Below are 10,409 nucleotides of genomic sequence, written 5' to 3' on the forward strand. Positions count from 1 at the left end.
GCCGTTGCGAGCATCGACCACGCGGGCGCGGCGTGCGCGGCACGCGCGCGCGTCACCGCATCACCGGCACGGGAGCCGCGTCGACGCGAACGGGCACCGCATGCCGCAGCGGCGGGGCGATCTGCCGCGCACAGTCGATCAGGTCGGCGTAAGCCGCTTCGATCGCGTCGAGCGTCGCGTCGCCGCGTTCTTCCTTGCCGCGCGCGCAGGCTCGCGCGAGCCGGAATTCCAGCACCATCGCCTCGGATGCGATGCGGTCGCAGGCGGTGCGAATCTCCGCGAACGGCCCGACGCAGCCGCTCGCCTGCAGCCAGCGCGTGTAATGGCCGAACAGTTCGAAGTTCGCGCCGAGTTGCCGCACCGAATTGAACGAGTACGCGTGGAAGCGTTCGAGCGGCGAATCGGCGAGCGACTTCGTATCGATCCGCAACTGGCGCCGGAACGCCGTGATTGGATTGACGACCGGCAGGCGGCGCAAGTGCCGCTGCAGCGACGCGAGCGAGACTTCGCACAGCACGCGCTCGTCGAGCGGCGCGAAGCGCCGCTTCGCGCATTCGACGTAAGGCGGCAGCGGCATCGGCGAGCTGCCGCCGACGAGGCCGTTGTAGTCGAAATCCTCCGCCACGTAATAGCCGCTGTTGTGGAAGTAGCCGATCTGGCGGCGCGTGCGATCGATCGCGTCGATGCCGATCGTCGTTTTCGTATGCTGCGCGCGGTAGCTGCTGCCGCGCGTGTCGGGCAGGAACCACGCGTCGACCTCGACGATCATCAGGTGGCCGCGCGCGACCTGCGTCTCGATGTGCTGGTCGAGCGGTTCGTAGATCGAATGCTCCTGCACGACGATCCCGTAGAGCCGCTCCAGTTCGTCGTGCGGAAACTTGAAGAACGTGAACTGGTCGCCCTCGAAATCGAGCGCGATCGTAAACGGCAGCGCCGCATATGGATTCAGCCCCCACCACCGGAGCACCTCGAGCCACATGTCGACGTAGCAGTTGGTCTGTTTCCAGACCATCTCCTGACTGTGCAGCGGGTGCGGCCGGTAGTGGCGTGCGCGATGGCGCACGTCCTCGAACGACGCGTCCTCGCCGTCGCGGGACACGAATTTCATCGCGTGCCCCACAGCACGTCGCGAACTTCCTGCGGCCATGCGTCGAGATCGAAGCCGTGATGACGGAACAGCGCGAGCGTCAGCCGCTCGAGGCCGAAGCCGACGCAGCCCGTGTGTGCGACGTCGCCCGTCGCGGTGCGGATGTCCCACAGCAGCCCGAAGTGATCCATGTGGTAGTTGAAGCTCAGGCACGCGGTCTGGCGGTCGTCGTGTTCGATCGGGATCAGCAGCTCGAACTTCAGGTTCTGCTCGCGCTGGCTGTTCGCGACGATCTTGCCGCCGCGTCCGAAGAACGGATCGTTCGCGAGATCGATCGCGTTCGGCAGGCGCAGCGCCTCGATCATTCGCGTGCCGCGCTCCATCCACGTCTCGCGGAACGCGACGATCTGCTCGGGCGTGCCGATCCGCACGTATTCGCGCATCCGGAACAGCTGCATGCGGGTCGGGTCGAGCGACGGCTCGTGGCGGAAGCAGTACGAGAACACGTCGACGATGCGGCCGTCGCCGGGCAGCGCGCCCGCGCGCGCGACGACCGGATAGACCGGGTAGCAGGCGGCCGGCGTCATCACGACGTAGGTCGGCTTCTGGCTTTCGGTCCAGTCCTCGCCGCGATCGAGGCACTGCAGCACGCGCTGGTGCCGCTGTTCGTCGCCGCAGAACGCATGCACGCTGCCCGCGAGTTGCGGGAAGCTCTTCATGTATTCGCTGCGCTCGAATTCGGTGCGGCTCATCGCCGGCGGGAAGCGCAGCACTTCGGCCTGCTGGTCGGCGCCGAGGCGCGTGACGAACGCGTCGAGCGCTTCGACGACGCGCTCGAACCGCTCGCTGCGGCCGAACAGACCCTGGATCCCGGTCGACACGAGCAGGCCCGCATCGATCAACGCGTCGCGCAGCGGATTGACGCCTGCGCGATCGAGCGGCGCGTCGGACGCGATGGAGGCGGAGGCGGCTGAGGGTACGGCGAGGCGATCGTTCACGAATGTTTCTCCAGCGTCGCGGGACGCAGTGCGAGCAGCAGGCTCGAGGTATTGGCGGCAATGCGGTCGTTGCTGATCATCAGCGGCGCCGCGTGCAGGTCGCGAAGGTGGCGGCCGATGCTGAACGGCGTGCCGTGCTTGTAGCCGGCCATTCCGCAGATCATCATGGCCTGCTGCGCGACCTCGAGCGCCGTCGACGACACATAGGTCTTCAGCGTGTTGATCTCGGCGGCCCAGGCCATGCCGGCCGACCACGAGCGCGCAGACGCGCTTGAATGGAGGCGCAGTACGTTGTCGACGCGCGCCTGCATCGCCTGCATCAGCGCCAGCGATTCGGCGATGCGCCGCGACGCGGGCGACGGCGCGCCGTCGGTCTGGCGCGCCTGCGCGCGGAAGAACTGGTGCGCGCGGTGGAACGCGTCGCCTGCCACGCCAATCCATACCGCCGCCCACAGGATGTGCGAAACCGGCACCATCGTCTGTTCGGCGATCTGCGCGAACGGCACGGGCAGGCATTGCACGGTCGCCCCCTGGGCGTCGAGCACGAAGCCGTTGCTGCAGGTGCCGCGCATGCCGAGCGTGTCCCATTCGCCGCGGCGCGTGAGCGTATAGCCGTCGCGCAGCAGCGTGACGAGCACCTGCTCGGACGCCGGCGCGTCGGCATCGCGCCGCGCGGTCGCGAGGATGCCGTCCGCGTAGTCTCCGTACGAGATCGTCGGCGCGGATTTGTGCAGCCGGAATTCGCCGCCGTTGGTCTCGAGTGCGCACTGGCTCGCGCGCAGGTTGCCGCCGACGCCGTCCTCCGACGTGGCCGATGCGAGCAGCCACTGATGGCGCACGAGCTGCTGCAGGAACAGCTTGTGCCAGCCCTGATCGGCCGCGTGGTTGACGATGCACGCGACCTGGATCTGGTGCATCGCGAACACCATCGCCGACGATGCACAGGCCTGGCCGAGGATCGAGCATGCCGAGGCGATGTCGGCCAGCGACGCGCCCATGCCGCCAAGCTGGGTCGGGACCATCGCGCTCAACAGGCGGCGCGCGCGCATGGCCTCGATCGCCTCGACGGGGCAGCGCGCGTCGCGATCGACGGTATCCGCGTGCTGGGCGGCGATTTGCGCGACCGCATGCGCGGCGTCGTCGAGCCGGCGGGCTTCGTCGTCGGCCGCGAGCTCGGGAAGCAGCGCGCTCATGCGGAATGCTCGGAGCGTTGCAGGGTCGCGATCGTGTCCGCGAGCGCGTCGACGCTGCGGAACAGGTTGCGGTTGAGCATCTCGTCGGGAATCTCGATGTTGAACTGCTTTTCGATCGCGAGCATCAGCTGGATCGTGTCGAGCGAGGAGAGGCCCGCTTCGTAGAGGTCGTCCCCGTCACCGATCGAATCGATCGCGGCTTCGAGATGGGCGACCTGCTTGAGGATGGTTCTGATGTCTTTTTTCACGTGCTGCTCCGGCGTGCGTGGTGTCGTCCGCTCGGGCGGACGCGCATAGCGCGCTGACATCCCCCCGGCAGCCCGGCATCAGTAGACCATTCGCACGCAGGGCGTTCTGTTCGCCACCCTACAATCGGCTGACCCGGTGCGCCCGTGAATACCGACCTGCCGTGCGCGTCACGCGCGCGCCGCGGCGCTCACGCCCGAGTCGGCCGACAGGATGCGCTTCATCTCGTCGCGCACGATCGCGCGGCAGCCGCACGACAGTTTCTCGAGGCCGTCCAGATCGGCGAGCACGATCGAGCTCCGGTACTGGCGAATCAGGCCGAGCCTCTGGATCTCCCCGGCTGCGTCCGTGACCGTCTCGCGGCGCACGCCGAGCATCTGCGCCAGCATGCTGTGGGTGACCTGGATCTCGATGCTGCGCGACCGGTCGTACGCGAGCAGGAACCATCTGCATAACTGATGTTTGAGGACGTGATGGCGGCTGCAGAACGTGATCTGCGCGACCTGGGCCATCAGCAGCCGCACGCAGACGAACACGAGATGACGAATCACCGGCGACGCGTCGAACGCGGCGGCGAAGATGCGCCGGTCGAGCCGGTAGACGAAGCCGTCGCGGCATGCGACGGCGCGGCACGGCATCCGGCCGCTGCCGCCGATCACGTCGTCGCACACGACGCTCTCGCTGCCGATCTGCGCAACTTCCAGCGTCATGCCGCCGGTCGACACGTACTGCAGTGAAATCGCCGTCGTGACGGGCAGGTAGACCGCGGTGAGCATTTCGCCGGGTTCGCACAGCACCTGGCCCGATTTCAGGTGCACGAGCTGGAGGTTGGCAATCAGCGTGGCGCGTTCGTCGCGGTCGACGGCGGCGAGGAACCGGTTGGCGTCGAAGCTGTGGGAAAGCTCGATCATGCCGCTCGCGTGGGCGACGGCGTCATTGGCCTGGTGAGTCACGGCACATCCTCGTAAAGGGCGATCGCGCATCGCGCGGCGGCACCCACGAGGGATTTAGCACGCGCGTGCGGATTTGTGTTCGTCGGAATTCGAATGCCGATAGTGGGAAAAGGCTAGCACGCAATTGAATTCGATAAATTTCGCATTACGTCATTTCACAAAGTTTGACGATTCGATGAAAATCAAAATGTTATGTGGATTTGAAGTTCATGTTTTCGTCAATTAATCGTCTCGAAGTGGATTGGCGGGTAAGTGGTGAATTCAGTGCTGATCGTGAATCAATCGGACGACGATGCAAATCGTACCGGGAAATTATTTGGAATGTATTGAACATTATTTGACAATCGATATTGGTGGCTCGTTTTGTTCAATTGAATCATCGGCTTAGTAGGGGTGTGTGCGTTAGCCTACAAAGGCGCGAATGAGTGAATCGATTCAAATTTGAGACAGTTTCAAACGGTCATTTGAGGCCTGGTACGCCGCTCGAGCGTCGTGCGAGACATCACGGAAACAATTGAAAACGGCCCGTAAGTATTTGAACGATAAGCGTCGTGCGTCGCTGCTGGCGCCACCGCGCGCGACGTGATCATTGATCAGTCGAATCGCATGCTGTCTCCGCGACGGCGCGGGGTGTCCGGAAATGAGACGCTTTTTGCAGTTTTCCGGTGGCTATTCGGTGGCTCTGAATCGCGTGTCATTTATATATTAAGGATGGAGCGGGTATTGGCACGTAAATCGCTTATTCGGGCAGGCGTGTCGAAACGGGACTGCCGATTCGATCCGGCGGCGTGAAGCCGAAGGTCGATTCGGTCGAGGGTTGTGGCCGCAACCCGCGTCGTCGTCCGGACGCGCATCGCGATAACGAGTTCCGCTGACGCGGCTGCATGCGGCGCGGACAATAAAAGGGATACAGACATGCTTCATCTTCACTCGAGCTACTCGGCGAATGCCATTCTCGGTGCCCTCCCCGAGGACAGCATCCGTGCCATTGCACCGCATCTCGAGCTGGTCAGGATCAAGGCCGGCATGCTCGACCGGGTCGGGGAACCGATGCGCCACCTGCATTTCCCGACCACCGCCATGATGTCCGTGCAGCACCTGATGGAGGACGGGGCGATGGTCGAGGTCGCGATGGTCGGCCGCGAAGGCGCGGTCGGCCTGGCGACGCTGGTCGGCGGCACCGCGGTGTCGAACCGCGTCGAAGTCCGCATCGGCGGGATGGCCTACCGCGTCCCGACCTGCATCATGCGCTCGGAATTCGAACGTTCGCCGGCGACGTACCGCCTGCTGCTGAACTACTGTCAGGCGATGATGGCGCAGGTTTCGCGCAGCGCCCTGTGCAACCGCCACCATTCGGTCAGCGAGCAATTGAGTCGCTGGCTGCTGCTCGCGCACGACCGGATCGACGGCGACGAACTGGCCGTCACGCAGCAGACGATCGCGAACATGCTCGGCGTACGTCGCGAAGGCGTGACGGAAGCGGCCGGCAATCTGCAGGAGGCCGGGCTGATCCGACAGCGGCGCGGCCGCATCACCGTGCTCGATCGCGACGGTCTCGAGCGTCAGGCATGCGAGTGCTACGAGCTGATTCGCGCGGACTATCGCCGGCTGCTCGGCTCGCGACCCGGCGCGCGAGCGATGCCGGTGCGGCAGCGCATGCAGGACATGCACGGCGGATTTCCCGCGCACGGTGCGTGACGATGCATGCGCTGGCGGGTGGAACGAATGCGATGCGGCGTGCCGCGCTCGCCGCGGCCGACGTTGCGCTCGTGCTGGCGGGAACCCTCGCCGCGCAGGCCGCGATGGGGCTCGCGTGGCGTGATCTGTCGGATGCGCAGCGCGGCGCGATTGCATTGCTGTGCGTGCTGACCGTCGCGCTGTTGCCGCGCACCGTGCGCGTGTCGCGCGGTGGGGCGTCGACGCATGGCAGCGGGGTCGTGCTGACGCGCACGGTGGTTGCCGTCGTGTGCGCGGGCGCGCTGACGGTGGTCGGCACGATGTGGATCATGAACCGTGGCGGTACGGTCACGACACGCTGGATCGCGCGGACGGTGCTGTCCGGCGACGCGGCGCTGCTGCTCGGCAGGCTGGCGCTATGCGCGCTGGCGATGAAACGCGGCGATCCGCGCGCGCGGCAACGCCGGGTCGCGATCGTCGGCGCGACCGCGTACGGACGCGTGGCGATCGAGCGCATGCAGCTCGAGCCGGCCGGACCGTTCGCGGCGGCCTGCGTGTTCGACGACGATGCGCCGGCCGCGGCCTCGGTGGACGGGATCGGCGGTGTGCCGGTGATCGACGACTGGGTCGCGCTGCGGCGCATGATCCGCGCGGGCGAGATCGACGAAGTGTGGCTCACGCTGCCGATGTCGCACGAGTCGCGCATCCGGCGCATCGTGCGCGAACTGCGCGACGAGTTCGTCGAGCTGCGGTTGTTGCCGGACGTGCGTCAGATGGCGGTCGTCGAGCGTTCCGCGACCGATGTGCTGGGCATGCCGGCGATCAACCTCGCGACCACGCCGCGTTCCGCACCGGAACTGTGGGTGAAGTTCGCGTTCGACCGGCTGTTCGCGGTCGCCGTGCTGATTCCGCTGCTGCCGCTGCTCGCGGTGCTGGCGATCGCGGTGAAGCTGTCGTCGCCAGGGCCCGTCTTGTTCAGGCAACGCCGCAAGGGCGCTGACGGACGGGAGTTCCATATCCTCAAGTTCAGGACGATGCGCGCGCATCGCGCGCAGCCGGGCGTCGTGCGGCAGGCCTCGCGCAACGACGCGCGCATCACGCCGGTCGGCGCGTTCCTGCGGCGCACGTCGCTCGACGAGCTGCCGCAGTTCTTCAACGTGCTGTCCGGCCAGATGTCGGTGGTCGGCCCGCGTCCGCATGCGATCGAACACGACGACTTCTACCGGCAACTGATCGACTGCTACATGTATCGCTACCGCGTGCGGCCGGGGATCACGGGATGGGCGCAGGTGAACGGCTATCGCGGCGAGACGCGCAAGGTCGAGGCGATGGCCGCACGCGTGAAGCTCGATCTGTTCTACATGCAGAACTGGAGCTTCTGGTTCGACATGAAGATCATCCTGATGACGGTCGTGCGCGGCTTCGTCGGACGCAATGCATTCTGATGAAGAGGAATGCGAAGTATTGCGAATGAGGAATCCGGCCTCGATTCAACAGGCACCGCAACCGCAACCGCGAACCCGAAACCGGCGCTGCGCTCAACTGTCCGACGGCGGCTGTCCACCCGCCGGCAATGCAGCGGGCGAGACGGCAGGCGAAGCGGTGGGGTGAGCGTCGGGCGCGGCTTGCGCGCTGGACGGCTGGATGGCGTGCTGAATCGTCGGCACGACCATCGTCGGGAACAGGGCCGCAAGGGCCACCCAGATGACGACGCCGAACACCATGACGTTCTCCCGGAAAGCCGCGGATTCGCCGCGCATGTTTTCAATCTATGACGCAACTTTGTACAGGGGATTGATCGATCTCAACGGCCGCTATGTCGGACGAATGCGCTCGAGCGGGTTTTCGCGTCCGTCCCCGGTTTTCGTGCGCGCGCTGCGGCCGCTGACGCCGGTCAACACATGCGTGTGCATTGGGTTTATGCTGCGTCGAATGCGTCCGGCGCCTCGCGCGGCCGGGCGCGCATCCGGGCACGGCGGGCCGGGCATGCCCGCCCGCCGTGCACCGGCGCGACAACCACGCGCCGTATGCCTCATTGCGCGGGAACCCGGAAAAGGAGAGACGGCGATGGCGCTCGACCAACAACAACGGCAGACGCTGCAGCGGCGGCTGACCGAGAGCGAGCAGACGTTGCGGGCAGATATCCGGACGACCGAGGACCAGCGCGCGTCGGAGTCCTATGCCGAACTCGCCGGCGCGGCGCCGGACGAGGGCGACGAGGCGAATGCCGATCTGTTCGTCGACATGGATCATGCATTGATCGGCATGAAGCTGACCGAGTTGCGCGCGATCGGGCGCGCACAGCAGCGCATGCGCGACGGCAGCTACGGCGAGTGCATCGACTGCGATGCGCCGGTCGGCTACGAGCGTTTGCTCGCGCGGCCGAGCGCCGAGCGCTGCACGCATTGCCAGTCGGTGTACGAGCGTCGCTACGCGACGACGCCACGCGCATCGCTCTGACGTCGGCGCCGCGGCCGCGCCGACAGCGGGCCCCGCGCAGCGTGGCACCGGCAACCGGCGCAAGATGACCAACAGGCGCCCGCCGCCGTCGACATGCGGCGCCGGGCGGGCAAGCGCCGGCGTACCAGCGCACGGCGCCATCCACGTGGAAGGGAGCCACGCCGATCATGCCGATCCACAATGCCGAGTGCGCGGCCGTATTCGCCGAAATCGCCGACATGCTCGAGATCCAGGGCGCCAATCCGTTCCGGGTGCGCGCCTATCGCAACGCGGCCCGTACGATTGCCGACTACGGGCGCGACATTCCGGCGATGATCGCGAACGGCGGCGATCTCGGCCAGATTCCCTCGATCGGCGCCGATCTCGCGGCGAAGCTGCGCGAGATCGCCGCGACCGGCACCTGCGAACTGCAGCAAACGCTGCGCCATGCGTTGCCGGGTGCGATCGTCGAGCTGCTCGACGTGCCGGGGCTCGGCGCGAAACGCGTGAAGGCGCTGCATGACGCATTGCACGTCGACTCGCTCGAACAGTTGCGCGCCGAAGCGAAGAGCGGCCACGTGCGCGCGCTGCCGGGCTTCGGCGCGAAGACCGAAGCGCATCTGCTCGACGCGATCGACGAGCGCCTGCAGCGCGAGCCGCAGCGCTTCCTGCTGCCCGATGCCGAGCAATCGCTGAGGCCGATGCTGGAGCGGCTGCGCCAGGTGGCCGGCGTCGGCGACGTGGTGCCGGCCGGCAGTTTTCGGCGCTGCAGCGAGACGGTCGGCGATCTCGATATCCTCGTGAGCGCACGCGATCCGGCCGCGGTGGCCGACGCGTTCGTCAGCTGCGGCGACGTCGCGCGCGTGCTCGCGAACGGCAAGACGCGTTCGAGCGTGATGCTCGGCAACGGGCTGCAGGTCGACTTGCGTGTCGTCGACGCCGACGCGTTCGGCGCGGCGCTCGTCTATTTCACCGGATCGAAGGCGCACAACATCGCGCTGCGCCGGATCGCGCAGGCCGGCGGCCTGAAGATCAACGAATACGGCGTGTTCCGCGGCGACGAACGGATCGCGGGCGCGACGGAGGCCTCCGTCTACGAGGCGATCGGCCTTCACTGGGTGCCGCCCGAATTGCGCGAGGGCCGTGGCGAGATCGACGCGTCGCGCGCCGGCACGCTGCCGGCGCTGGTCGAGCGCAAGCACGTTCACGGCGATCTGCACGCGCATACCGACGCGTCGGCCGGGCGTGACAGCCTGCGTGCGATGGCGGACGCGGCCCGCGCGCGCGGACTCGCGTATCTGGCCGTCACCGATCGCATGCCGGATGCCGGCGGCGGCCGTACCGATTGCGACTGGCTCGTGCGGCAGATCGACGAGATCGACCACGTCAACGCGTCGTTCGACGATTTCGTGCTGTTGAAGGGCGTCGAAGCCGGCATTCGCGAGGACGGCAGCCTAGATGTGCCCGACGACGTGCTCGGCCGGCTCGACCTCGTCGTCGGCGCGGTGCGCGACGGCTTCGATCTGCCGGGCGACAGGCAGACCGAGCGGATCCTGCGCGCGATCGATCATCCGTATTTCACGGTCCTCGCGCATCCGACCGGCCGGCTGCTCGGCGAACGCGACGCCTGCGAACTCGACGTGCCGCGCGTGCTCGCCGCGGCCGCCGCGCGCCGCTGCTTCGTCGAACTCGACGGCGACCCGCGGCGGCTCGATCTGCCGGACCTGTGGTGCCGCGAGGCCGCGAAGGCCGGCGTCGCGGTTGCGATCGGCTCGGACGCCCGCTGCGCGGACGATCTCGACAACCTCGGATACGG

The 10,409-nt window shown here is 66.9% G+C and carries 10 protein-coding genes; 4 read left to right on the top strand and 6 right to left on the bottom strand.

Annotated features, from left to right (window positions below; all coding sequences use genetic code 11):
- Positions 1-52 precede the first annotated feature (52 nt).
- The 5 genes from F3J14_RS30940 to F3J14_RS30960 all read right to left on the bottom strand — a co-directional run bounded on the left by F3J14_RS30940 (position 53) and on the right by F3J14_RS30960 (position 4,477).
- Entirely contained in the window at positions 53-1,108 is a 1,056-nt protein-coding gene (locus tag F3J14_RS30940; RefSeq protein WP_166726165.1) for a DUF1839 family protein, read from the bottom strand.
- Entirely contained in the window at positions 1,105-2,085 is a 981-nt protein-coding gene (locus tag F3J14_RS30945) for an amino acid--[acyl-carrier-protein] ligase (RefSeq protein ID WP_166726166.1), read from the bottom strand. Before F3J14_RS30945 ends, F3J14_RS30940 begins: the two co-directional genes overlap by 4 nt.
- Positions 2,082-3,278: an acyl-CoA dehydrogenase family protein gene (locus F3J14_RS30950; RefSeq protein ID WP_166726167.1), complete on the bottom strand. Its 1,197-nt coding sequence runs from the start codon at positions 3,276-3,278 to the stop codon at positions 2,082-2,084. The genes F3J14_RS30945 and F3J14_RS30950 overlap by 4 nt, the downstream gene beginning before the upstream one ends.
- The gene (locus F3J14_RS30955; protein WP_166726168.1) at positions 3,275-3,526 is read right to left on the bottom strand and encodes an acyl carrier protein; all 252 of its coding nucleotides are present in this window, start codon (positions 3,524-3,526) and stop codon (positions 3,275-3,277) included. Before F3J14_RS30955 ends, F3J14_RS30950 begins: the two co-directional genes overlap by 4 nt.
- 168 nt (positions 3,527-3,694) lie before the next feature.
- Positions 3,695-4,477 carry a Crp/Fnr family transcriptional regulator gene (locus F3J14_RS30960; protein WP_348772026.1) on the bottom strand — a complete coding sequence of 261 codons (783 nt, stop codon included), beginning with the start codon at positions 4,475-4,477 and terminating at the stop codon, positions 3,695-3,697.
- A gap of 915 nt (positions 4,478-5,392) precedes the next feature.
- Here F3J14_RS30960 and F3J14_RS30965 point away from each other — a divergent pair.
- On the top strand, positions 5,393-6,175 hold the full coding sequence (locus F3J14_RS30965) for a Crp/Fnr family transcriptional regulator (protein ID WP_166726170.1): 783 nt from the start codon (positions 5,393-5,395) through the stop codon (positions 6,173-6,175).
- 32 nt (positions 6,176-6,207) lie between these two features.
- Positions 6,208-7,599 carry an undecaprenyl-phosphate glucose phosphotransferase gene (locus F3J14_RS30970; RefSeq protein ID WP_166726173.1) on the top strand — a complete coding sequence of 464 codons (1,392 nt, stop codon included), beginning with the start codon at positions 6,208-6,210 and terminating at the stop codon, positions 7,597-7,599.
- A 93-nt stretch (positions 7,600-7,692) separates the two neighbouring features.
- Here the strand turns inward: F3J14_RS30970 and F3J14_RS30975 are convergent, their stop codons facing one another.
- Positions 7,693-7,878 (bottom strand): hypothetical protein, encoded by a 186-nt coding sequence (locus F3J14_RS30975; protein ID WP_166726171.1) that lies wholly within the window; start codon positions 7,876-7,878, stop codon positions 7,693-7,695.
- 343 nt (positions 7,879-8,221) lie between these two features.
- Here F3J14_RS30975 and F3J14_RS36245 point away from each other — a divergent pair, with 343 nt between their 5' ends.
- Positions 8,222-8,614 (top strand): TraR/DksA family transcriptional regulator, encoded by a 393-nt coding sequence (locus tag F3J14_RS36245; protein WP_166726174.1) that lies wholly within the window; start codon positions 8,222-8,224, stop codon positions 8,612-8,614.
- A 167-nt stretch (positions 8,615-8,781) separates the two neighbouring features.
- On the top strand, positions 8,782-10,409 hold a 1,628-nt coding region (locus F3J14_RS30985; protein WP_166726172.1), incomplete at its 3' end, for a helix-hairpin-helix domain-containing protein.

Source organism: Burkholderia sp. Tr-862 (assembly GCF_011753085.1).
GTDB classification, from domain to species: domain Bacteria; phylum Pseudomonadota; class Gammaproteobacteria; order Burkholderiales; family Burkholderiaceae; genus Burkholderia; species Burkholderia ambifaria.